Genomic DNA, 25455 nt, shown 5'->3' on the forward strand with positions numbered 1-25455 from the left:
CAGAGACGACAGCGGGCGCCATGGACCTTATACTCCGGCGCCCGTTTCACTTTCAGGATCACCCGGACATGGCCAATCCCCACCTCGACCACCACATCGTCCTGCTCAATCACCTGCGCACCATCCTGGTCGCCCTGGGTGAAGCCGAGCAGATTCTCGATGCCAGCCATGCCAATTTCCTCGAGCGCTACGACGAGCTGCTCGCCGAGCTGCCCGAGGACATGGAGCGCAGCCTGTACCTGGGCCAGGAGCTGATCAGCCAGATCTTCCAGCGCTACCCGCAGATCGCCCACCTGGTGCCGCGCGACCTGCTGTGGTTCTTTGGCGGTGACTGCCTGCACTTCATGCCGGACGAAGAGATCGACCTGTACCAGCAGCTCGACGAGCGCCGCTTCCATGCCGAGGAAAACGACGAGCCGTTCGACTGGAACCAGGAAAAGCAGCTCCTGGCCATGCCGGTCCCTGGCAGCCGCCACTGAAGGGCGGCTAGCCCGCGGCGCAGCCGGCCGCTGATTCACAGCCGCCCGGCCAGCAACCTGCGGCATTCCCCGCTTCAGCTCGCGACGGCGACGTTCTCCACGCTCTGCGCCGCCTGGTAGAGAATCTGCCCGACCAGATCGACCTCCGCCTCGCTGATGATCAGCGGCGGCAGGAACCTGACGGTTGCGCCGTGCCGGCCGCCTAGCTCGACGATCAGGCCACGTTCCAGGCAGGCACGCTGCAACCTGCGCGCCCGCTCGCCATCGGCAGCCGGCTGGTTCAGGCCATCCTGGCTGGCAGGGTCGATGATCTCCATGCCGAGCATCAGACCACGACCGCGCACGTCGCCGATCCAGGCGAACTCGGCCTGCAGCCCATCCAGCAGGCCCTGCAGGCGTGCGCCGACGTTGCCCACATGGCTGCAGATGCCTTCGCGCCGGATGAAGCGCAGGGTGGCATCGCCCGCGGCCATGGCCAGCTGATTGCCACGGAAGGTACCGGCATGGGCGCCGGGCTGCCATTGATCCAGCTCGCCACGGTAGACCACCACCGACAGCGGCAGGCCACCGCCGATGGCCTTCGACAGCGTCACCACATCGGGGGTGATGGCGCTGCGCTCGAAGGCGAACAGATCGCCGGTGCGCCCGATGCCGCACTGGATCTCGTCGAGGATCAGCGGAACAGCGTGCTCACGGGTGATCGCCCGCAGCCCCTGCAGCCAGCGATCGGGGGCGGGAATCACCCCGCCTTCGCCCTGCACCGTTTCCAGGATCATGGCCGCCGGCTGGGTCACGCCGCTTTCCGGGTCGGCGAGCAGGTGGCGAATGTAATGCAGGCTGGCGTCGATCGCCTGCTCGCCGCGCAGGCCGAACGGGCAACGGTAGTCATGGGGATACGGCAGGAACTGCGTACCCGCCAGGAGGCCGCCCAGTGCATTCTTCGGCCCCAGGTTGCCGCTTAGCGACAGGGTGCCGAGGGTCATGCCGTGATAGGCACCGTGGAACGCCAGGATGCTCTGCCGCCCGGTTGCCGTGCGCGACAGCTTGACCGCCGCCTCCACCGCGTCCGCCCCGGTCGGGCCGCAGAACTGGATGCGCGCGTCGCGGCCGAAGTCGCCAGGCAGCAGCCCGAACAGCGTGTCTACGAAGGCATCCTTGATCGGCGTGTTCAGGTCGAGGGTATGCAGCGGGATGCCCGAAGCCAGGGTCTTCTGGATCGCCTCCACGGTCACCGGGTGATTGTGCCCCAGCGCCAGGGTACCGGCCCCGGCCAGGCAATCGACGTACACCTGCCCGCGCGAATCCTCGACATACACCCCCTGGGCCCGCTTGAGCTCCAGCGGTATGCGCCGCGGGTAGCTGCGCGCATTCGACTCACGCTGCATTTGCCGCTGCAGTGCCGGCGTGCTGTCCAGGCAGTAACGCTGGCTGAGTCCGCTGTGCCGGTGCTGGAGTTCGGCCAGGGTGTTGGTCATGTCGGTGATTGCATTCATGCGTGCATCCTCGTGTCGCGCGGATAGCGCGTTATCCGATGCCTGCGGCGGACCCCGCCCAGGCAGAACCAGACAACGAGCCTTGAATGAGTTGCAGGTGGTGGCGCGTGGGCCACCACCTCCCTTCCCTGGCACCGGCCTCCCTTAGAAGTCGTAGCGAGCCGCTACGCCGAGAGTCATCGGAGCACCTACGTCGAGCAGGGTGTCACCCTGGTTGTTGGTGATGTATCGCTCGTCGAACAGATTGCGCACGTAGCCACTGAGCGTCAGATCGCCGATCGGGTATTCGGCGTTCAGGTTCACCAGCGTGACACTGTCGTTGCGACGTACCTTGGTGATCTCACGTGCGCTGTTGGTATCGAAGTTGGAGATGCTCTGCCCCTGATAAACTACGTCGCCGCCGATCATCAGGCCGTTGCCGAAGGTGTAGTTGGCGCCCACGTTGGCCATCTTCTCCGGCGCATTGACGAACTCGTAGCCACTCAGATCCACACCGTCACTCACGAAGGACTTGTACTTGGTGTCGTTGTAGGCGAAGCCTGCATTGACCAGCAGTTGCGAGGTCACCAGGTATTCGGCGGAGAACTCCAGACCGATCATGCGGCTATCGGCGGCGTTGGAAACCTGGGTCGTGTTGTCGGCAATATTGCGGAACGACACCTGCTGGTCTTTCCAGGTGGTGTGATAGAGGTTGGCGGTGGTGCGCAGACGACGATCCAGCCAGTTGCCGCGCCAGGCCAGCTCGTAGGTGCTGGTGAACTCGGGGTCGTAGGTATCGTGGCGGGAACGGGTGCGAATATTGACACCACCACTGCGGTAGCCACGCTGCCAGGTCAGGCCAAGCACCTGGTTCTCGGTGAGGTCATGGCTGATGCCGACTTTCGGCAGCAGCACGCTGGAACTGAGATCCCTGTCTACGATGGGATCGGGAACGGCAACCAAGCGGACCGGGTAGTCGATCTTGGTGTTGTTCTTCTCGTGATCCCAACGCAGGCCGGTGATCAACTGCCAGTCGTCCACGAACTCCCAGTTGAGCTCACCGAAAACGGCATGACTGTCGATTTTGGTCTCGCCCTTCTGGTTCAGCGCGACCGTAGACCCGCTGACCAGCTTGTCGTCGATCTCGCCTTTCGAGCGCCCCAGGTACAGGCCCATGACACCACTGACCCGGTCTGCTGCGTACCCCAGGCGCAACTCCTGGCTACCCAAGGTCTGCTCGTTATGCCGAGGTGCGGTTTGCGTAACGGTCGTGGTGCGGTCGAAATCGAGAATGGAGTCGTACTTGGACCAGGTACCGGAGGTCACGCTGGTCAGGGTCCAGAAGTCGTCCAGGCGATAGTCGACCTTGGCCGTGGCGGTGTTCTGAGCCAGCGTATGCAGGGTTTCGGTATTCTCGTAGAGCTTGTAATAATCGGGTCTGGCATCGCTTGCGGCAACCGCGTTGATGCCACTGCGCTGCTTGGTACGGCTGAAGGTCAGCAGCACGTCCATGTCATCGGATGGCAGGATAAGGAACTTGCCGCGGATATTGGATGAACGGAGTTGATTGGCATCCATGTCCAGAAAGTCGTTCTCGATGTAGCCGTCGGACGTCTGGTAATCGACCGCCAGGCGCCCTGCTACGACACCGTCGATCAAGGAGCCGTTGGCCATGGCCGAGGTCCCGCGCTCGCCATACTTGCCGATATTGCTTCTTACCGAAAAGGCCGGCTCGAAGGTCGGATCCTTGCTTCGCATGATGATGGCACCAGCCAGGGAGTTACGCCCCTGGGTGGTCGACTGGGCACCGCGATAGACCTCAACCTGCTCCATGTCCCAGAGCGCCATGGGATTGAGGGTCAGCAGCCGATTGACCTGGAGCGCATCGTCGACATACACCGAAACCGCGCCGTTCATCGCGGCTGGGCCCTGGTCATCGAAACCACTCACCGGAATGCCGCGAATCCCCCAATTCTCGTTGCCTGACTGGGCATAGACACCCGGCGTGCGATCCAGCACGGCCTGCAGATCCTGGTCACCGTGGCTGCGAATGTCATCCGCGGTCACCACCGCGACACTGGACAGGGTCTTCTCCTCGCTGCGCTGGATCTTCTCCCCCGTGATCATCACCTCCTTGAGTTGAAGCGCTTGCCCACCCTCGCGCTCCTCAGCCGCCAATACCGAGGTCGCGGCCATCAGGCCGGACGCGACGGCAACCGCCAGTGTGCTTTTCCTGAAATTACCCATCTGCCCTAGCTCCTTTGCCCTTGCTTATTTTTGAAGCGAGCGATGCTCGCTCCATCGTCCTCCCCAAGCTTCGGCAGCAGAAGCCAGAAGCTCACAGGTACGAAATATTATTGATTACAAGATAATTTGCAATCCTTACGATAGTCATTATCATTTGATACCTATTCACAAGTAGCCTGGCCGGTGCGCCGCTGCATCGACCTTTGACATAAACCTCTTGATTGGAGGGATGGGCCATGGCCCCTCGTCTACATGGAAGCGCAACGCACACCGCTCTTTTCATCGGCTGCCCTGCGCGACGCATCGCGCGCCCTCTTCGCTCCCTCCTCCACGCTCAGCCCTTGGAGCCGCTGCCACCTGCCGTAAGGACTTTACGCTCATGAATCAGGTTGCCAACATGCGCCCCGCCGCCGCGCCCCTCGCACCTCATGAACTCGACGATTGCATCGTCGCCCCCTTGCTGGACGACAATCCGCTTCCCCTGCTGATCGCCAGCCAGCAAGGCCAGTCGATCCATACCCTGAGCGATGCATTGCGCACGCTTGCCCAGCAGACGCTGAGCACCACCGGCGGCGTCCTGTTTCGCAATTTCAAGGTGCCGACGCCACTGGACTTCAAGCGCTTCGCAGCCAGTTTCGGCATGCCGCTGGGCACCTACGAGTTCGGTTCCACGCCCCGTAGCAAGGTGTTCGCCGGCGTCTATAGCTCGACCGAATACCCGGCTCACCAGAACATCCCCCTGCATAACGAGCAGTCCTATACACGCCAGTGGCCATCGCGCATCTGGTTCCATTGCATGAGGCCGAGCCAGACCGGCGGGGAAACCCCCATCGCCGACAGCCGCCAGGTGTACCAGGCGATCGATCCGGCCATTCGCGAGGAATTCATCGCCAAGGGACTGCTTTACGTACGCAACTACAGCCGTGCCCTCGATCTGCCCTGGCAACAGGTGTTCAACACCGATGAGCGCAGCAAGGTCGAACAGTATTGCCAGTCCCAGGGCATCGACTGGAGCTGGTCGGAGGCCGGCGAACTAAGCACCCGGCAATTGTGCCAGGCCGCTGTCCGCCACCCCCTCAGCCAGGAGTGGGTATGGTTCAACCAGGCCCACCTGTTCCATATCTCCGCCATGGCGCAGGATCTACGTCAGGCCCTGATCGACGCGGTCGGTGAAACGCAATTGCCGCGCAATGTCTATTTTGGCGACGGCACGCCGATTCCCGATGCCACCCTGGATGCCATTCGCGGCGTCTATGCCGATACCTGCGTCGCCTTCCCCTGGCAGAGCGGTGATGTGCTGATGCTCGACAACGTGCTGGTCGCCCATGGCCGCAACCCGTTCAGCGGTGACCGCAAGGTCATCGTGGCGATGGCCTAGGAGCGGACATGGACACTCCAACTCCGCCGCTGCTGCCCCTGAGCGAGCTGGCTGCTCGCTGCGTACGTCAGTCCTTCGCCCAGAGCCGCCTGTGGTTCCTGCACCAGCTAGAGCCCGAACGTGCCCAGCACAACATCCTGATACGCATGGGGCTGCAAGGGCCGCGCCTGCAGCGCGCCCGTCTCAAGGGGGCACTCGACGCACTCTGTCTACGCCACCCGATACTACGCGCCTGTTACCGCACGGCCGAGACCGGCCCCGAGCAGTGGCTCGCCGCCCCACCGTCCATCGACCTCGAACGCCACGATCTCAGCGGCCTGAGCGCCAGCGCGCGCCACACCGTGCTCGAGCGCCTGTTGCACGACCAGCAGAACACGCCCTTCGACCTCGAAGCGGGTCCGGTCATGCGCGCCTGCCTGCTCGATCTCGACGCAGCTTCGCAGGAGCTGATCATCGTCATCCATCACATCGCCTTCGATGGTCGTTCGGGCGAAATCCTCCTGCAGGATCTGGCTCACTACTACGACAGCGAAGAGCCGGGTGCGCCACTGCCCGGAAGCCTGCAATACGCCGATTTCGCGGCCTGGGAACCTGCCTACGTGACCGCACAGCTGATCGAAAGCGAAATCGCTTTCTGGCGCGGCTACCTGGCCGGTATACCGCTGCAGCTGGAGTTCGACCGCCGCGTGCGTAGCGCAGGGCCGGCCCAGGGCGGCCGCTTCGCATTCACCATCCAGGCAGAACAGGTCGAACGGCTCAAGCAGGTCTCTCGGCGCCTGCGCCTGCCCCTGTTCGTGACGCTGACCGGTCTGTTCCAGACCTGGCTGCATTACCTCAGTGGTCAGCATCGCTTTCTCGTCGGCACCGATGTACACGGCCGCGACCTGCCTGTCCTGCAAGACATCTTCGGCTTCTTCGTCAATCAGCTCGCGCTCAAGTGCGAGCTGGAGGATGAGCTGAGCCTGGGCGAGTTGCTGGCACGCACTCGCCAGGCCATTCGCGTGGCCCATGCCCATCGGCAGTTGCCATTCGACCTGCTGGTGTCCCATCTGGCGCCCCAACGCAAGACGGATCGCTCGCCATTGTTCCAGGCCAAGTTCAACTACCAGCGTGACCGCTTCAGCATCGAGGGGCTGGGCCAAGCCCGCCTCGTCAGTACCCAGGTGATCCAGGATCTGGCGGGCTTCGATCTGGTGCTCGACCTGATGCATCGCCACGCCGGTATCGAAGCCACGCTGGAATATGACCGCCGCCTGTTCAGCAGCGACGAGATCGAGCGTTTCGCCAGCCTCTGGCAGGAACTGCTAAGCCAGGTCGACGACCTGATCGAACAACCGCTCGGCGACCTGCGCGCTCGACTGCAACAGTGGGACGACGCCCACCTGCTACGGCAGCAGCACGCACACCACGACCAGGGGCGCGCCCGCCTGGGCAATACCCGCCGCCGCGCCATCAGCCTGTAGCGACAAGGAGCCCGCATGACCGCCATTCCTCCGTCCGGCAACCGTCCCGTCGCCGGTATCCCGCGCCGCAAACCCATCATGGTTTCGCAGCAGAGCATCGTCAGCGAAGACCTCCTGGCACCGGACTGGGACCTGCCCTGGCGGGTCGAACCGAGCCTGCCCGGCGTCGACCTGGTGCAATGGGCCACGCAGAACCGCGAACATCTGGAGCGCATGCTGCTGCAGCACGGCGCCATTCTGCTGCGCGGCTTCGACGTACAGACCACCCGGCACTTCAATGCCGTCATCGACGCCCTGTCGAGCGGCGCCCTGGAGTACATGTTCCGTGCCTCGCCGCGCACCCGGGTAGGCGGCAACATCTATACCTCGACCGACTACCCGGCCGACCAGGTGATCTTCCCGCACAACGAGCACTCCTACTCGCCACGTTTTCCGCTGCGTCTGTTCTTCTACTGCCACCTGCCATCGGAAACCGGTGGGGAAACCCCGATCGGCTCGGTACGCCGGGTCAAGTCACTGATCCCGCAGGAGATCGTCGACACCTTCAGACGCAAGAAGATCCTCTATGTACGCAACTATGGCGACGGCTTCGGCCTGCCCTGGCAGTCGGTGTTCCAGACCGACGACCGCGGCGAAGTGGAGGCCTACTGCGCCTCGGTGGGTATCGAGGTGGAATGGAAGGACGGCAACCGTCTGCGCACCCGTCAGGTCGGCGCCGCCCTGGCTCGCCACCCGCGCACTGGTGAGGAGGTCTGGTTCAACCATGGCACCTTCTTTCACGTCAGCACCCTGCCCGCCGCCATCCGCGACTCACTCGGCGCCGGCTTCTCGGCGATGGACCTGCCCACCAACACCTTCTACGGCGACGGCAGCCCCATCGAGCCGGATGTACTGGAAACCCTGCGCGCTGCCTATCTGGGATCGCTGGTGAAGTTCCACTGGCAGCGCGGCGATGTCCTGCTGCTCGACAACATGCTCGCGGTACATGGCCGGGAACCTTACGGCGGCCCCCGCAAGATCTACACCGGCATGGCCGAAGCCATCGTCGGCAGCGACGTACAGCTCTGATACGTCTCGTCTCCACTTTCGCTCACGAGGAAACGCCATGTCGGCTCTGACAGGTTTTCGCATCTCTCCACAACAGGCCCGGGCCTGGCGCGACGCCCGGCACACCGCAGCGGCCACTGCCGGCAGCTGCCTGGTCGTCGAGGTGGCCCAGGCTCCGTCGGCCGCCGAGATCGACGCACGGCTGCACGCCATGGCCGAGCGCGAGGAGATCCTGCGCACCGTGCTGCATGCCGTGCCCGGCATGGCCCTGCCGATTCAGGTGATTGAGGAGCAGCCGCGCGTCACCTTCGCCGCCGAAGACTGGCGCGACGCAGATGCGGCGCAACGTGCTGCCCGCCTGAGCAAGAGCACGCTGCAAGCGGGCAGCGTGCTCTCGGTGCACTACGTCCGTATTGGGGATGAGCGCTGGTGGCTGTGCCTCGAGGGCGCCGCCAGCGCCCTGGATCTGTCCAGCCTGGCCCTGATCGCCGGCGAACTGCTTGGCGCGGCCCAGGCGGAACGTCTCCAGTACGTCGACTACGCGGAATGGAAGAACGGCCTGCTGGAGGATGAAGCCGACGGCCAGGCCATGCGCTTCTGGCAGCAGATGCGCACGGAGAGCGCCCCCCTGCAACTGCACGGCCTGCAGGCGGCCGGCAATGGCCAGGCGTGCCAGCCGGCATTGCACACCCTCGCCGGATTGCCGGCGCACGCCGAACTGCAGGCGCTGGCATCCCGTGTCGAGCTGAACCTGGACGAGCTGTTGTTCGCCGCCTGGTGCGTGCTGCTGGCTCGGCTGAGCGGGCAGCAACGCATCCAGCTCGGCTGGCACGATGCCGGCCGTGGAGAGGGCCTGGAGCAGGCCCTGGGCCTGTTCGAGCAGTGCCTGCCGGTGCAGGTGGAGGTCGATCTGCAAACGCCATTGGCCTCCCAGGCCGCCGCCCTGCTCGCCCCCCTTCACCAGGCCAGGGGTTGGCGCGATCATTACGACAGCGAGCAATCCTGTGCGCTGTATTTCGCCTGGCGCGAACTCAAAGTATCCGGAAACCTCGGCACGCCGGTCATCGCCACCAGCTTCCAGCCACCCTTCGCGCTCGGTCTGGAATGCCATGCGGGCAGCGACGCAACGCTGGAGCTGCGCCTGGCCTATGACCGCACATGCTTCGATGCCACGGCCATCGCCTGCCTGGAAGAACAATGGACCCGACTGCTGCAGGGGTTGTGTACGCAAGACTCCACTCTCGGGGCCCTGCCCCTGCTCGGCCCCCACCAGGAACAGAGCCTGCAAGCCAGCGCCACATCGGCAGAGGTACGCGATGCAAGCGTGCTCGCGCTGCTCGAAGAACGTGCCCAGGCCAATCCCGATGCCCCGGCACTGGTCGATGGTGGAGGTCTGACCCGCTATGGCGAGCTGCTGGCCCAGGTCGACACCCTGGCTCGGCGCCTGCGCGCCGCGGGCGTGCAAAGCGGCGACGTGGTCGGCATCCTCATGCGGCGCGAGCGCCAGGCCATCGTCGCCATGCTGGCCGCCCTGAAGGCCGGCGCAGCCTACCTGCCCCTCGACCCGGCCTACCCCGGCGAGCGCCTGAGCTACATGCTCGACAACAGTTCGGCGGGCCTGCTGCTCACCACCCAAGCGCTGCAGGACAGCGTCACCAGCAGCGTGCCCACCTTGCTGCTGGACGCTGCCAGCGAGATGGCAGGCGCCGATGCCGAGCCACTGCCGGCTGTCAGCGGCGAGCAAACCGCCTACCTGATCTACACCTCGGGCTCTTCCGGTCAACCCAAGGGCGTGCCGATCAGCCATGCTGCCCTGAGCCGTTCGACCCAGGTGCGCATGGCCTTCTACCCCGAGCCGGTGCAGGCCTACCTGCTGCTTTCGTCGTTGTCCTTCGACAGCTCCGTGGCCGGTATCTACTGGACGCTGTGCCAGGGCGGTCTGCTGGTGCTGCCGGCCAGCGGCGAGGAACTGGATCTGGAAGTGCTGGCCGCCCTGATCGAGCGCCATCGCGTCAGCCACAGCCTGTCGTTGCCGTCGCTTTACGAGACGCTGCTGGACTATTGCGACGCCGCCACCCTGGCCCATCTGCGCACCTGGATCGTGGCCGGAGAACCCTGCATACCACGCGTGCTCGACAAGCACCGCAACAAGGTGGGGCACGCACAACTGGTCAACGAATACGGGCCGACCGAAGCCACCGTCTGGGCCACCGCCGAGGTACTCAGCGATGCAGCACCCGGCGCGGCCACCATCAGCATCGGTCGGCCCATTCCCGGCATGGGCCTGTGGCTGCTGAAAGAACACGGCCAGCCGGCCGCCATCGGCGAGCCCGGCGAGATCCACCTCGGCGGCCCGACCCTGACCAGCGGCTACCTGGGTCTGCCCGAGCAGACCGCCAGCGCCTTCGTGCATTACCCGCACATCGCGTCTGGGCAACGCCTGTACCGCACCGGTGACCTGGCCCGACGCCATGTCGACGGCCGCCTGGACTTCCTCGGGCGCCGTGACCAGCAGATCAAGATTCGCGGCCACCGCGTCGAACGCGGCGAGATCGAGCGCGTGCTGCAGAGCCATTCGGAGGTGCGCGAAGCGGTGGTGATCGCCCAGGTTCAAGAAGGCAGCGCCCGCCTGATCGCCTACTTCACCGACCGCCACGGCTATGTTCCCGAGGCCCAGGCGCTGAGCAGTTTCATCAACGATCGCCTGCCCAGCTACATGGTGCCGGCCGCCTTCGTGCATCTCTCGGCCATGCCGCACACGCCCAACGGCAAGCTCGACCTCAACGCCCTGCCCGACCCGGACGACCTGGTCGCGGCCAGCGCCGCCTACGTGGCGCCGCGCGACGAAATGGAAACAGCGCTGGCCGCTATCTGCCAGCAGGTGCTCAAGCGCGAACGCATCGGCGTACAGGACAACTTCTTCCAGATCGGCGGCGACTCGATCCTCAGCCTGCAGATCGTCTCGCGCGCCAACCAGCAAGGCATCCGCCTCAGCGCCAAGCAGATATTCGAGAGCGAGACCATCGAGCGCATGGCTCAGGTCGCCACCCGTGGCGCACCCGAGAGCGAAGCGCCAGTGACTGCCACAGCCGAGGGCGCCAGGGCAGCCGGCACGGCTGCCGACTTCCCCCTGGCCGACCTCGACGATGCCGCCTTTGGCGACCTGCTCGCGGAACTCAATTCGACCGACTGAACCGGGGCCCTGCCTGGCTGCCCCCTTCACCCATTCAAGTAGCGAAGGTCATCTGGATGACGAACAAGACCGCACACCACCTCGAAGATGTCTACCCACTGTCACCGCTGCAGCAGGGCATGCTGTTCCAGAGCCTGCTGCACCAGGAATCCGGGGTGTACCTGATGCAGGATCGCTACCGTATCGGCGGCGAGCTGTCGGTGGAGGCGTTCCTCGAGGCCTGGCGGCAAGTGATCGGTGCCCACCCGGCACTGCGCACCAGCTTCCTGTGGAAGACCCAGAAACAGCCATTGCAGGTGGTTCATCGCCAGATCGCCGACCCGGTCGAATACATCGATCTCGAAGGCCTCGCCCCCGAGCAGCAGGAGGCCCATATCCAGGCCCTGCTGGAACAGGAGCAGCGCAACGGTTTCAACCTGGCCAAACCACCGCTAATCCGCATGCGCCTGGTACGCCTGGGCGCCGGGCGCCACGAAATGATCCGCAGCTTCCATCACATCCTGATGGACGCCTGGTGCATCTCGCTGATCATGGTCGACTTCATCGACGCCTACGCGGCCTTGCGCCAGGGGCGGGCAGCGAGCGTGCGCAAGCCGCGTCCGTACCGTGACTACATCGCCTGGCTGCAGCAACAGAGCCTGCCCGAAGCGCAGGCCTTCTGGCAGCAGCAACTGCAGGGCCTCGACGCACCGACGCCATTGGTGATCGAACGCCACACCCGGCAGAGCCAGTACCGCGAAGCGGTGCTGGTCGACGACACCCTGATCCGTTTCGACGCCCAGCAGACCCGCGAGCTGACGCACTTCTGCCAATCCCGGCGGATCACCCCCAATACCCTGTTCCAGGGCGCCTGGGCCTTGCTGCTGAGCCGCTACAGCGGCCTGCGCGACGTGCTCTTCGGCGTCACCGTGTCCGGTCGCCCGCCGCAACTGGCCGGCGTCGAGGACATGATCGGGCTGTTCATCAACACCCTGCCTTTGCGCGTGCGCATCGACGAGCAGCAAGACCGCACCTCCTGGTTGCAGGCTCTGCAACGCCATAACCTGGCATTGCGCGAGTTCGAGCACAGCGCCCTGGTGGACATCCAGGGCTGGAGCGATTTCCCGCGCGGCGAGGAGCTGTTCGACAGCATCCTGGTCTACGAGAACGCGCCCATCGACGACAAGCTGTTCAGCGGCGAGCTGAGCTTCAGCCTGGACGACATGGAGCACAGCGTGCACACCCACTACGGCCTCACCGTCGTGGTCATGCCCGGCGAGCGCCTGGCCGTGCGCATCTCCTATGATCGCCGGCGCTTCGCCCTTGACAGCATCGAGCGTCTGCTCGGCCACCTGCGCCAGATCGTTCTCGGCATTCTCGCCGAGCCCACCGCCAGCCTGGCCTCGCTGCAGGTGCTGAGCACAGAGGAGCGCCAGACGCTGCTGGTGGACTGGAACGACACCGCACAGAGGTTCCCGCTGGATCGCACCTACGCCAGCCTGTTCGCCGAACAGGTGGCGCGCCAGCCGCACAAGGCCGCCGTGGTCTGCGCGGGCGAGTCGCTCAGCTATGCCGAGCTGGACGCCCGCGCCAGCCGCCTCGCCGCCGCGCTGATCGAGGCCGGCGCCGGCCCCGACCTCCCCGTGGCGCTGCTGGCCGAACGCGGCCTGGCCCATCTCACCGCGCTGATCGCCATTCTCAAGGCCGGCGCCTGCTACCTGCCGCTGGAGGTCAAGCACCCGGCGCAGCGCCTGACGGAAATCCTCGCACTGAGCCAGGCACCACTGATGCTGGTCGGTGACAGTCAGGGAGCGCTGGCCGACGCGCTGTGCACCAACCTCGGCCAGGCTGCGCCGCAGTGCATCGGCATCGAAGCCCGCTGGCTGCAAGGTGAGGCTCCCATCCTCGCGCCGCGCGGCACGCCGGACGACCTCGCCTACGTGATCTTCACCTCAGGCTCCACCGGCACGCCCAAGGGCGCCCTGGTGGAACAGCGCGGCATGCTCAACAACATGCTCGGCAAGGTGCCGACCCTCGGCCTCGGCGAGCATGACCGCATTGCCCAGACCGCCTCGGTGGCCTTCGACATCTCGGTCTGGCAGTTGCTCGCCGCGCCGCTGGTCGGTGCCACCGTGCATATCCTCCCGGATGCCGTCAGCCATGATCCCGAGCGCCTGCTGCAAGCCCTGCAGGACGAGCGCCTGACGCTGTGGGAGGCAGTGCCGGCGGTGATTCGCGGCGTGCTCGCCGCCAGCACGCCGACCACCCATCTCGAGAGCCTGCGCTGGTTGCTGCCCACCGGCGAGGCCCTGCCGCCGGCCCTGTGCCGCGACTGGTTCGCCCGTTTTCCCCACGTGCCGTTGATGAATGCCTACGGCCCGGCAGAGTGCGCTGACGACGTGGCGTTCCACGCCATCACCGCCGCGTCCGACGAACAGGCCCAGGCCATGCCCATCGGCCGGCCGACGCCGAACACCGAGCTGTACGTGCTCGACGATGCCCTGCGCCCGGTGCCGGTAGGCGTTCCTGGCGAAATCTGCGTGGCCGGCGCCGGTGTCGGCCGCGGTTATCTCAATGACGCCGAGCGCACCCGTGCCGTCTTCGTCGACCACCCGCTGCGCCCCGGCGCACGCTTCTACCGCACCGGCGACCTCGGCCGCTACCGTGCCGACGGCGTGATCGAATTCCTCGGCCGCCGCGACCAGCAGGTGAAGATCCGCGGCCATCGCATCGAACTGGGCGAGATCGAGGCCAAACTGCAGCAGCACCCGTCCGTGAAAGCCGCCGCCGTGGTGGTGCATGCCGATGCCCGTGGCGAGGCGCAACTGGTGGGCTACTGGGTCGCGCATGAAGGCCATGACCTCGATGCCACAGCGCTGAAACAGGCGCTCGACGGCCAGCTACCGACCTACATGGTGCCGCAGCACCTCGTCCAGCTCGACGCTCTGCCCCTCAACGCCAACGGCAAGGTCGACCGCAAACACCTGGCGCAACGCGAACTGGATTGCAGCGCGGGAGCTGGCGATGCCACGCCACCGGCCACTGCCACCGAGCAGGCGCTGCACGGCATCTGGCGGGACGTTCTGGCACTGGAGCACTTCGGCGTCACCGACAGTTTCTTCGCCCTCGGTGGCCACTCGCTGCTGGCCACCCAGGTGCTGTCGCGCATCCGCGCCACCTTCGCCGTCGAGCTACCGCTCAAGGCCCTGTTCGAGTCCCCCAGCGTGCGCCAGTTGGCGCAGGCCATCGACCAGCAGAAGCGCCTCCAGGACGGCGAACAGCCAGCATCCGAAGACATCGTGGCGGCGCCGCGGCCCGAGCGTCTGCCGCTGTCCTTCGCCCAGCAGCGCCTGTGGTTCGTCGAGCAACTGAACCCCGGCAGTGCCCATTTCAACATCCCCTTCGCCCTGCGCCTGAGCGGTGATCTCGATGTCGAGGCCCTGCGCGCTAGCTTCCAGTGGCTGATCGAACGCCACGAAGTGCTGCGCACCGCCTTCCCCAGCAATGGCGGGCAACCCTGCCAGCGCATCGTCGAGACATCGACCTTCGAGCTGCCACTCGCCGATTTCGCAGAGGCCAGCGAAGCTGCCGTACAACGCGAACTGCAAGCCTGGTTCGCCCGGCCCTTCGACCTGCTGCAGCCGCCGTTGCTGCGCGCCCGCCTGTTGCGCCTGGGCGCACGCGAGCATGTACTGGCCATCACCCTGCACCATCTGGTGTCCGATGCCTGGTCGGCCACCCTGGCCCTGCGCGAGCTGACCCAGTTCTATGCCGCCCTGCACGCCGGCCAGGCGCCGCAACTGGCGCCGCTGACGATCCAGTACGCCGACTACAGCTTGTGGCAACAGCAACGCCTGCAACCGGCGGCGCTGCAACCGCACCTGGACTACTGGCAGAAGCAACTGGCCCGCGATGACGACAGCGACTACCTGCTGGAGCTGCCCACCGACCGGCCGCGCCCGACCGCCCAGTCGCACCGCAGCGGCATGCTCGCCACCCGCCTGTCGCCGCAGGCCAGCGAGCGTGCCCGCGCACTGGCGGCCCGCCTGCAGCAATCCACCTACAGCCTGGTGTTCGCCGCCTTCGCCACCTTCCTGCACCGCATGAGCGGCCAGGACGACCTGATCCTCGGTACCCCGGTGTCCAATCGCGACCGCGAGCAAACCCAGTCGCTGCTCGGCATCCTGCTCAACAACCTGCCGATCCGCGTGCGCTTCCAGGGCCAGTCGAGCTTCGCCGAACTGGCCCGACAGGTCAGCGAAACCCTGCTCGAGGCCCAGCGTCACCAAGACCTGCCCTTCGAGCGCCTGGTCGACCACCTGGCGTTGCCACGCCGCCTCAGCCATGCCCCGCTGTTCCAGGTGATGATCGCCCAGCAACTGCCGATGGAGCGCCGGGTACGCTTCCCCGACCTCGATTTCGAGGTGCTGGACACCCCACTGAGTCATTCGGAATACGACCTCGACCTGCACATCGTCGCGCCAGCGCAGGGCGCCATCGAACTCAACCTGATGTTCGCCCTCGACCTGTTCGAGCCGGCCACCGCCGAGCGCTGGCTGCAGCGCTTCGTGCAGCTATTCGAGAACATGCTGGAAGCACCCGAGCGGCCGCTGGGCGAGCATCGCCTGCTCGATGCGCGGGAATGGCAGCGCACCCTGCACGAGTGGAATGACAGTGCCTGCGAACTGCCGTCCATGCCGAGCATCCTCGATGCCTTTGAGGCGCAGGTGGCACGTTCGCCGCAGGCAGTGGCGGTGCAACAGCGCACGCTCAGCCTCAGCTACGCCGAGCTCGATGCCCAGGCCAACCGCCTGGCCCACCATCTGCGTGGGCAAGGCATAGGCAGCGGCCACTGGGTCGCCCTGTGCCTGGACAAGACCCCGGAGCTGGCGGTGGCCATACTCGCGGTGCTCAAGTGCGGCGCAGCCTACGTGCCGATCGACAGCGCCTATCCGCTAGAACGTATCCGCTACATCCTTGAGGACTGCGCAAGCAGCCTGCTGCTCACCGATGCCGAGCTGGCGGCCCGCCACGCCGACCTGCCGATACGCCAACTGGTGCTGGAGCACCTGCAAGCGGAGCTGGCCCGGCAACCGAGCAGCGCCCCCACGCGCAGCCTCGACGGCACCGCGCCCTTCTATGCCATCTACACCTCCGGTTCCACCGGCCAACCCAAGGGCGCGGTGGTCACCCATGGCGGCGTGCGCAACCTGCAGCACTGGTACCTGCGCACACTGGGCTGGCGCCAGGGCGACAAGGTGCTGCTGGCCAGCGCTACCGGCTTCGACCTGACCCAGAAGAATATCTTCGCGCCCCTGCTGTCCGGCGCCACGCTGGTCATGCCCAGCGCCCGGGGTTACGAGCTGCAGGCGCTGCTGCAGGACATCCGCGAGCAGCACATCACCCTGCTCAACGGCGCCCCCAGCGCGTTCTACCCGCTGCTGGATCTCGCCGCCGCCGAGCACTGGCGCGACCTGGCCAGCCTGCGTGCGCTGGTACTGGGTGGCGAGCCGATCCGCATGGAACGCCTGCGGCCCTGGCTCGACAGCGGCAATGGTCACTGCCGGGTGCTCAACAGCTACGGCCCCACCGAATGCACCGACGTGGTCGCCTGGCACGAGGTGGACGGCGAGGCGGCGGATGCCGCGCTGCCCATTGGCCGCCCGGTGGACAACACCCAGCTCTACGTCCTCGACCGCTACGACCAGCCGCTACCGGTGGGCGTGCCCGGTGAGATCTGCGTGGCCGGCGCTGGCGTCGGCCCAGGCTACCTGCACCGTGAGGCGCTGACCGCTGCCACCTTCGTCGCCAACCCCTTCGGCCCTGGGCGCTTGTACCGCACCGGCGACCTGGGCCGTTACCGGGCCAATGGCGAACTCGAATTCCTCGGCCGCAAGGACTTCCAGATCAAGCTGCGCGGCCTGCGCATCGAACCTGGCGAGATCGAACAGGCACTGCTGCGTCTGGACGGCGTGCGCGACAGCCTGGTGCTGGTGCGTGACGAGCGCCTGCTGGCCTACGTGCTCACCGATGGCGGCGCGGCTGTACAGCATGACTGGCGTGAACGGCTGGCACGCTTCATCCCCACCTACATGCTGCCGCAGGCGCTGCTGGCCCTGGCCGAGTGGCCATTGAGCGCCAACGGCAAGATCGACCGCCGCGCCCTGCCACAGCCCGAAGCCGAGCATGACGCGCTGCTGCAGGCGCCCCAGGGCGAGCACGAGCAACGCCTGGCCACGCTGTGGGCCGAGACCCTGCAAGTGCCTGTGGAGCAGATCGGCCGGCAGTCCAACTTCTTCCACCTGGGCGGGCACTCCCTGCTCGCCACCGTGCTGCTGACCCGTATCGCCGAGGCCTTCGCCAGCGCGCCGAGGTTGCGCGACCTGTTCGAACGGGCGACCCTGGCCGAGCAGGCACAGTTGATCGCGGCCGCGAGCGAGCAGCCGGCCTCGGCCTTGCCGACACTGCAGGCCGGGCCACATCCGCAGCGCCTGCCGCTGTCGTTCGAGCAGCAGCGCCTGTGGTTCCTCGAGCAACTGGCGCCCGGTTCGGGCGAATACAGCATCAACACGGCGCTGACCCTCACCGGCGAGCTCGATGTCGAGGCCTTGCGCCAGGCCTTCGAGACGCTGGTAGAACGCCATGCCATCCTGCGCAGCCGCCTGCTGGACGACGACCAGGGCGGCCAGTTGCTGATCGATGCGCCAAGCCGTTTCGAGCTGGCCGTGGAGGACTATGCCGGCGAACCAGCCGATTGGGCCGAGTACCAGCGCCAGGCCGCCGAGGCCGAGTCCGCACGCGCCTTCGACCTGACCCAGGAGCACCCGTTGCGGGTGCGTCTGCTGTGGCATGCTGGTGCCAACCAGGCCCTGCTACTGCTCGGCCTGCACCACTGCGCCGCCGACGGCTGGTCGGTGCAGGTCCTGCTCGACGAACTGGCCGCCAGCTACCACGCCGCACGGGAAGGCCGGCACGCGGAGCTGCCGGCGTTGCCGGTGCAATACATCGACTATGCCCTGTGGCAACGCAGCGAGGCGCGTCAGCAGGTCTATCGCCAGCAACTGGAGTACTGGCAGAACCGCCTGGAAAACGGCGACTACCGCCTCGAACTGCCCACCGACCTGCCGCGCCCGGCGCACCTGGACAACCGCGCCGGCACCTGCTTCGCCCAGGTACCGGCAGCCCTGGCCGAGCGCCTGCGGCGCTTCGCCCAGGAGCGCCAGGTCACCCCGTTCGTGCTGCTGCTGGCCGGCCTCAAGCTGTTCCTCGGGCGCTACAGCGGGCAGCAGGATCTGCGCATCGGCACGCCGGTGGCCAACCGCCGCCTGCAAGCCGTGCAGCCGTTGATCGGCTGCTTCGTCAATACCCTGGTGATCCGCTCCGAGCTCACCCCCACGCAGCGCTTCGGCGACTACCTGGCCCAGCTCAGGCAAACCGTGCTGGACGCTCAGGAACATCAGGACGTGCCCTTCGAGCAGGTGGTCGAACACCTGGCACCGGAACGCGACCTGGCGCACACGCCGCTGTTCCAGGTGGCCTTCGTCATGCAGAACAGCACGCGCGCCTCGCTCGACTGGCCAGACCTGCGTCTGCAGCCCCTGGATATCCGCTCGCCTGCGGCCAAGTTCGACCAGAACTGGGAAGTGCACGACGACGGCGAACACCTCTCGGTGATGCTGGAATACCGCGCCAGCCTGTTCCACGAATCGACCATGCAGGCCTGGCTGGGCCAGTGGCTGGCCTTCCTGGAACAGTTGCCGCAAGCCGTGGACACGCCGCTCGCCCAACTCACGCCCTTGAGCGAAGCGGATCGCCAGCGCCAGTTGCAGCACTGGAACGACACCACGCGCCACTACCCTGGCCCCGCCACCCTGAGCGAGGCCCTGGCCCGCCAGGTACGGAACAGCCCGGAGGCGCCAGCGCTGGTCTACGAGGGCGAAACCCTCAGCTACGCCACCCTGCACCAGCGCGCCGACCAGTTGGCACAGGCCCTGGTGGCCCAGGGCATCGGCCGCGAACAGGTGGTCGCCGTATGCATGGAGCGCAGCATCGATCTGGTGGTAGCCCTGCTGGGCATCGTCAAGGCCGGCGCCGCCTACCTGCCGCTGGATCCGCACCTGCCAGCAACGCGGTTGGCCTTCCTGCTGGAAGATGCCGCCTGCCCGCTGGTGCTGACCCACGCCACCTGGCGTGAACGCCTGCCCGAGCCGGTGCCGGCCTGGTGTCTGGAGCAGCCGCTGCCGGTGCAGGCGTCCACCGCCAGGCCACCGGCCAACCAGCCCGACGACCTGCTGTACCTGCTCTACACCTCCGGCTCCACCGGCCAGCCCAAGGGTGTGCTCAACGAGCACGGCGCCCTGATGAACCGCCTGCACTGGATGCAGGACGCCTTCGCCATTGGCGCAGGTGACCGGGTGCTGCAGAAGACCCCTTACGGCTTCGACGTGTCGGTGTGGGAATTCTTCTGGCCGCTGATCACCGGCGCCTGTCTGGTACTGGCACGTCCCGGCGGCCATCAGGACAGCGGCTACCTGATGGAGCTGATCCAGCGCGAGCGCATCACCACCCTGCACTTCGTGCCCTCGATGCTGCAGGCTTTCGTCAGCGAGCCAGGCCTGGAAGATTGCACCTCGTTGCGTCAGGTCTTCGCCAGTGGCGAGGCCTTGCCGCTGGCCCTGCAACAACGCTTCCAGGCGCGCCATCCGGCACGCCTGATCAACCTCTACGGCCCCACCGAAGCCGCCATCGACGTCAGTTGCTGGATCTGCGACCCGGCCTCGACCCTGGGCTTCGTGCCCATCGGCAAGCCCATCGCCAACCTCAGGCTGTACATCCTCGATGCGCAGCTCAACCCGCTGCCGGTGGGCGCGGTCGGTGAGCTGTACATTGGGGGCGTCGGCCTGGCCCGTGGCTACCTGAACCGCCCGGAGCTGACCGCGGCGGCCTTCGTCGACAGCCCCTTCGCGCCCGGCCAGCGCCTGTACCGCACCGGCGACCGCTGCCGCTTCCTGGCCGACGGCAACATCCAGTACCTGGGTCGCCTCGACCACCAGGTCAAGCTGCGCGGCCAGCGCATCGAACTGGGTGAGATCGACGCCACCCTGCTCGCCCAACCCGGCGTACGCGAGGCCGTGACCGTGCTGCGCGACGACCTCGCCACGCCCCAACTGGTGGCCTACCTGGTGGCAGGCGAAAGCGGACTGGACGTCGCCCGGCTGCAGGCCGAGCTGGCGCAGGCGCTGCCGGCGCACATGCTGCCGAGCGTGCTGGTGGAGCTGGCGGCATTGCCGCTCAACGCGAACGGCAAGCTGGATCGCAAGCAACTGCCACGACCCCAGCTGGAGCAGGCCGAGGCGGCGCTCGAAGCGCCGCAAGGCGAGGTCGAGCGGCGCATGGCAGCACGCTGGGCGGAGTTGCTGGAAGTGCCGGTCGAACTGATCGGCCGCGACAGCCACTTCTTCCGCCTGGGTGGGCATTCGCTGCTGGCCACCCTGCTGCTCGCCCGGCTGCGCCAGGAATACGGCCAGGCGCCGGCCCTGCGGCAGTTGTTCGAGCAGCCGACGCTGCGCTCCTTCAGCGCCCTGCTCGGCACCTCGACGACCCGCGCGGCCGCCGAGCTGACGCCACAGCCACGCCCCGAGCGCCTGCCGCTGTCCTATGCCCAGCAACGCCTGTGGTTCCTCGAACAGCTCAACCCGCACGCCGCCGAGTACAACATCACCTCGGCGGTGGAACTCAGCGGTCCGGTACGCCTCGACTGGCTGCAGCAGGGGCTGGCCGAGATCATCGCCCGTCACGAGGTGCTGCGCGGTCGCCTGCTGGAGCGCGGCCAGGGCGCCGAGCTGTTGATTGATACGCACAGCCGCACGCAACTGGCCATCGAAACGCTGGACGAAGCGGACTGGGATGCCCAGGTCGCTCGGCGTATCGACGAGGAATCCCGGCAACCCTTCGACCTGGCCACCGGCCCGCTGATTCGCGGCTGCCTGCTGCACACCGAACGCCGCACCCTGTTGCTCCTGACTTTGCATCACACGGTGGCCGACGACTGGTCGATGCAATGCCTGATCGACGAGCTGGCCGAACTCTATCGCGCCCGCAGCGAGCAGCGCGAGGCACGCTTGCCGGCCCTGCCGGTGCAGTACGTCGACTACGCGCTCTGGCAGCGCCTGCCGGAGCAGGCCGAGCGCTACCGCCAGCAGTTGCAGTACTGGCAGAGCACCCTCGGCGATGGCGACTATCAACTGGAGCTGCCCACCGACCATCCGCGCCGTGCCGAGCCCGACAGCGCCAGCGGCTTCCATGCCCTGGTGCTGCCCGATGCCCTCGTCCAGCGCCTGCGGCAGACCGCTCGGCAGCAGGGCGTGACGCTCTACGTGCTGTTGCTGGCAGCGACCCAGGTATTGCTCGGTCGCCTGGCCGGTCAACGCGACGTGCGTATCGGTACCGCCGTGGCCAACCGCTACCTGGCCCAGACCCAGGCGCTGATCGGCTGCTTCGTCAACACCCTGGTGATCCGCGCCGAGGTCGACCCGCACCAGGCGTTCGAGCACTTCCTGAAACAGGTCGGCGAACGCGTGCTCGCTGCCCAGGAGCATCAGGAGGTGCCGTTCGAGCAGGTGGTCGATGCTCTCGTCAGCGAACGCGACATGACCCGCACGCCGCTGTTCCAGGTGCTGTTCGCCATGCAGAACGCGCGCCTGCGCAGCGACGCCTGGGCACCGCTGCGGTTGCGCGAAAGGGAGGTGCCCTCCAACGCGTCGAGTTTCGACCTGAGTTGGGAAGTGCACGATGACGGCCAACGCCTGTCGCTGCGCCTGAAGTACAAGCGCCAGTTGTTCGAGGCCGACACCATCATGCGCTGGGCCGATACCTGGCAGCAGTTGCTGGGCGAAATCAGCAGCCGCCCCCTGGCGAAGCTGGGCGAGCTGGATCTGCTCGGCGGCGCCGAGCGCGACCAGCAGTTGCAGCAGTGGAATGCCACCGCCAAGACCTACAGCGGCCCCCATAGCCTGGCCCAGGCCCTGGCCGAGCAGGCCATGCGTAGCCCGGATGCGCCAGCGCTGGTCTACGCCGAGCAGCGACTCAGCTATGCCCAGCTGCACGCCCGCAGCGGTGCCGTGGCCCGCGCGCTACGCGAACGCGGCGTGGGCCGCGAGCAGGTGGTCGCGGTGTGCATGCAGCGCTCGGTGGAAATGGTCGTCGCCCTGCTCGGCATCGTCCGTGCCGGTGCCGCCTACCTGCCGTTCGACCCGGAGTTGCCGCCAGCACGCCTGGCGCTGATGCTGGACGATGCCAGCCCGGCCCTGACCCTGGTGCAAGCGGGCACGGCGTCCTGCCTGCCGGCCGGCACGCCACACTGGTGCCTGGATGTCTCGACGCTGGAAGACGGCCCGCAGCCCGAGCCGATCAACCAGCCCGGCGACCTCGCCTACGTCATCTACACCTCGGGCTCCACCGGCCAGCCCAAGGGTGTGCTCAACGAGCATGGCGCGCTGATGAACCGCCTGTACTGGATGCAGGACGCCTTCCCCATCGGCGCCGACGACCGCGTGCTGCAGAAGACCCCCTACAGCTTCGACGTGTCGGTGTGGGAGTTCTTCTGGCCGCTGATCACCGGCGCCTGCCTGGTGGTCGCCAAGCCCGACGGCCATCGTGACAGCCATTACCTGGCCGAACTGATCCAGCGCGAACGCATCACCACCCTGCACTTCGTACCCTCGATGCTGCAGGCCTTCGTCGGCGAGCCGCAGCTGCCACGCTGCACCTCGCTGCGCCAGGTGTTCGCCAGCGGCGAAGCCTTGCCGCTGGAGTTGCAGCAACGCTTCCAGGCGCGTCATCCGGCACGCCTGATCAACCTCTACGGCCCCACCGAGGCGGCCATCGACGTCAGTTGCTGGATCTGCGATCCGACCTCGACCCTGGGCTTCGTGCCCATCGGCAAGCCCATCGCCAACCTCAGGCTGTACATCCTCGACGAGGCGCTTGCGCCGCTGCCGATCGGCGCGGTGGGCGAGCTGTACATCGGCGGTGCCGGCCTGGCCCGTGGCTACCTGAACCGGCCGCAGCTGACCGCCGAGCGCTTCGTGGACAGCCCGTTCGACGCCGGCCAGCGCCTGTATCGCACCGGCGACCGCTGCCGCTTCCTGGCCGACGGCAACATCCAGTACCTGGGTCGTCTCGACCATCAGGTCAAGCTGCGCGGCCTGCGCATCGAGCTGGGCGAGATCGATGCCGCCCTGCTCGACCAACCCGGCATCGAGGCAGCGGTCACCGTGCTGCGCGAGGACCTGGCCACGCCGCAACTGGTCGCCTACCTCTGCAGCCCCGAGGCCCTGGATGTCGAAGCACTCAAGCAGGTCCTGAGTCAGAACCTGCCGGCGCATATGGTGCCGGCGTTCATGGTGCAGTTGCCGGCCCTGCCCCTGAGCAGCAACGGCAAGATCGACCGCAAGGCCCTGCCCAAGCCGCAAGTGGAACACCAGGCCCGTCAGCAGCGGGCACCGAGCAATACCACCGAAGAGGTGCTGTGCCGCCTGCTCGGCGAACTGCTCGGCATCGAAGCCCCGAGCGTCGACGACAACTTCTTCGCCCTCGGCGGCGATTCCATCCTGGGTTTGCAGTTCATCGCCCAGGCCCGCGCCCAGGGTATCGGCCTGACGCCGCGTCAGTTGTTCCAGCAGCGCACCCTGGCCGACCTCGCCCTGGTCGCCACCCCGGTCGAGCAGTGCCAGGCCGAGCAAGGCGTGCTGGAAGGCGAGGCGCCCCTGCTGCCGATCCAGCACTGGCTGCTGGCCCCCCCCCTGGCCGAGCCTGGCCACTGGAACCAGTCGGTCCTGCTCAAGCCCAGCCGCCCCCTGCAGGCCGAGGCGCTGCAGCGCACCTTGCAACTGCTGGTCGAGCAGCACGACGCGCTGCGCCTGCGCTTCACCCGTGCAGGCGGTCAGTGGCGCCAGCACTATGCCGATGCTCGGCAGGCCGTGGGCTTCGCTCAGGTTCGCCTGGCCGAGCCCTGCACGGCGCAGGCCCTGCGTGATTGCATCGCCGAACGGGTCGAGGCGACCTTCGACCTGGCCAATGGCCCGCTGATCCGCGCCTTGCTGATCGACCTGGCCGACGGCCAGCAGCGTCTCTATCTGGTCGCTCATCACCTGGTGGTGGATGCGGTGTCCTGGCGCCTGCTGCTGGAAGACTTCAGCCAGCTCTACCCGCGCCTGGCTGCCGGCCAGAGCGCCGAGCTGCCGGCCAAGACCAGTTCCTACCGGCAGTGGGGCCAGCGCCTCTGGCAACAGGCCGTCAGCCCGACGGTGCAGGCGCAGCGCGACTACTGGCTGCAACAGATACGCCCCGGGCAATTGCCGGCCGATCAGCCGCAGGCCGACAACCGCGTGGCCGACGAAGTGAGCCTGAGCGCCCTGCTGAGCGTCGAGGAAACCCAGGCGCTGCAACAGGCACAGGGCAGCTACCGCACCCAGGGCCATGAACTGCTGCTCGCCGCCCTGGCCGGCGCGCTGCACCAATGCTCGGGCGCCACGGCCATCGGCATCGACCTGGAAGGCCATGGCCGCGATGCCGCCTTCACTGAGCTGGATGTCAGCCGCACGGTGGGTTGGTTCACCCAGCTCTACCCGGTGCGCCTGGAGCTGCCACAGGGCGGCGACACCGGCGCCCTGATCGTCGCGGTCAAGGAGCAGTTGCGCGCCGCCGCCGACCAGGCCATGGGCTATGGCCTGCTGCGCCACCAGGCCGAGACGCCGCTGCCGGCGCACCGCCATTCGCTGCTGTTCAACTACCTGGGCCAGCTCGACGGCGTCGAGGGCGGCGGTCTGCTGCAACTGAGCGACGAACCGCTGCCGCCGACCGTCGCCGCCGACTCGCCGCGCAGCCACGACCTGGAAGTGGTGCTGGCGATCATCGGCGGGCGTCTGCAGGTGGAGATGAAGTTCGCCGGCCTGCGTTATGCAGAGGCCAGCCGCGAGCGCCTGCTGCAGGCCTACCTCGCGCACCTGCGCACGGTCATCGGCCACTGCCAGGGCAACCAGACGGGGCAATTGTCGCCAACCGACTTCCCGCTGGCCAAGGCGCTGAACCAGAAGAACCTGGACACCCTGCTGAGCAAACTCAAGAGCAAACCGATCTCGCAGAGCTAGCAGGCGTTGCGCCGGCAGCCTTAGGGCACCGGCGCCCGCCCTGCACT

Annotated in this window: 8 protein-coding genes; 6 read left to right on the plus strand and 2 right to left on the minus strand. The window is 66.9% G+C overall.

Annotation, left to right across the window (positions count from 1 at the left end; translation table 11 throughout):
* The first annotated feature begins 68 nt into the window (after positions 1 to 68).
* Positions 69 to 479 (plus strand): PA2817 family protein, encoded by a 411-nt coding sequence (locus K8U54_RS00475; RefSeq protein ID WP_249908407.1) that lies wholly within the window; start codon positions 69 to 71, stop codon positions 477 to 479.
* Between the two features lie 74 nt (positions 480 to 553).
* Here the strand turns inward: K8U54_RS00475 and K8U54_RS00480 are convergent, their stop codons facing one another.
* Together K8U54_RS00480 and K8U54_RS00485 are read right to left on the minus strand one after the other, a co-directional pair.
* The gene (locus K8U54_RS00480; protein ID WP_434060003.1) at positions 554 to 1954 is read right to left on the minus strand and encodes a diaminobutyrate--2-oxoglutarate transaminase; all 1401 of its coding nucleotides are present in this window, start codon (positions 1952 to 1954) and stop codon (positions 554 to 556) included.
* A gap of 162 nt (positions 1955 to 2116) precedes the next feature.
* Positions 2117 to 4198 (minus strand): TonB-dependent receptor, encoded by a 2082-nt coding sequence (locus K8U54_RS00485; protein ID WP_249908409.1) that lies wholly within the window; start codon positions 4196 to 4198, stop codon positions 2117 to 2119.
* Between the two features lie 379 nt (positions 4199 to 4577).
* Here K8U54_RS00485 and K8U54_RS00490 point away from each other — a divergent pair, with 379 nt between their 5' ends.
* From K8U54_RS00490 to K8U54_RS00510, 5 genes are read left to right on the plus strand one after another with little or no spacing between them, the layout of a single operon-like run.
* Positions 4578 to 5576 (plus strand): TauD/TfdA family dioxygenase, encoded by a 999-nt coding sequence (locus K8U54_RS00490; RefSeq protein ID WP_249908410.1) that lies wholly within the window; start codon positions 4578 to 4580, stop codon positions 5574 to 5576.
* An 8-nt stretch (positions 5577 to 5584) separates the two neighbouring features.
* Positions 5585 to 7039, plus strand: a complete 1455-nt coding sequence (locus tag K8U54_RS00495) for a condensation domain-containing protein (RefSeq protein ID WP_249908411.1) — start codon at positions 5585 to 5587, stop codon at positions 7037 to 7039.
* 15 nt (positions 7040 to 7054) lie between these two features.
* Positions 7055 to 8107: a TauD/TfdA family dioxygenase gene (locus tag K8U54_RS00500; protein WP_249908412.1), complete on the plus strand. Its 1053-nt coding sequence runs from the start codon at positions 7055 to 7057 to the stop codon at positions 8105 to 8107.
* A 37-nt stretch (positions 8108 to 8144) separates the two neighbouring features.
* Positions 8145 to 11279: a non-ribosomal peptide synthetase gene (locus tag K8U54_RS00505; protein WP_249908413.1), complete on the plus strand. Its 3135-nt coding sequence runs from the start codon at positions 8145 to 8147 to the stop codon at positions 11277 to 11279.
* Between the two features lie 56 nt (positions 11280 to 11335).
* Positions 11336 to 25408 carry a non-ribosomal peptide synthase/polyketide synthase gene (locus tag K8U54_RS00510; protein WP_249908414.1) on the plus strand — a complete coding sequence of 4691 codons (14073 nt, stop codon included), beginning with the start codon at positions 11336 to 11338 and terminating at the stop codon, positions 25406 to 25408.
* Positions 25409 to 25455 lie beyond the last annotated feature (47 nt).

This window comes from Pseudomonas fulva, from assembly GCF_023517795.1.
In the GTDB taxonomy this organism is placed as follows: domain Bacteria; phylum Pseudomonadota; class Gammaproteobacteria; order Pseudomonadales; family Pseudomonadaceae; genus Aquipseudomonas; species Aquipseudomonas fulva_D.